The sequence below is a fragment of the Stenotrophomonas maltophilia group sp. RNC7 genome (genome assembly GCF_030910085.1).
Classification (GTDB): Bacteria; Pseudomonadota; Gammaproteobacteria; order Xanthomonadales; family Xanthomonadaceae; genus Stenotrophomonas; species Stenotrophomonas sepilia.
On the sequence record NZ_JAVFVN010000004.1, the window covers coordinates 1 to 305 of the forward strand.

Sequence of the window (305 nt, forward strand, 5' to 3'; positions counted from 1 at the left end):
GGAATTAAAAAAGGAGGGCTAATTTATGTTTGGACCAGGATCTGGCTTTACTAGTTTTGTAGTATCATTTAATTTTGCTTTAATAGGTTTAGGTATTTACAGTATGGTATTGTTTATTAGGCTAGCACATAGAGGAATAAAAGCATTGGATATTTATATTGATCGCAATAAAAAAGACAATCAATAACATTGTCGAAACTTGCGATATTTCGTTGTAGGAATTAAGTCCCTTTTGGCGAATTAAGATAGGTAAAAGGGGGTATAATAATGAAAATTACATTAGACCAAACAACTAACGCTATAAC

1 protein-coding gene is annotated in these 305 nt (G+C 31.1%); it reads left to right on the plus strand.

Annotated elements, in window-relative coordinates; translation table 11 throughout:
* Positions 1-25: 25 nt before the first annotated feature.
* Complete coding sequence (locus RCF13_RS00030) at positions 26-187, plus strand: hypothetical protein (RefSeq protein WP_308140647.1); 162 nt, start codon at positions 26-28, stop codon at positions 185-187.
* The last annotated feature ends 118 nt before the right edge of the window (positions 188-305 follow it).

Coding starts and splice junctions, on each gene's coding strand:
- RCF13_RS00030 (WP_308140647.1), top strand. CDS start 26: ATGTTTGGACCAGGATCTGGCTTTACTAGTTTTGTAGTATCATTTAAT.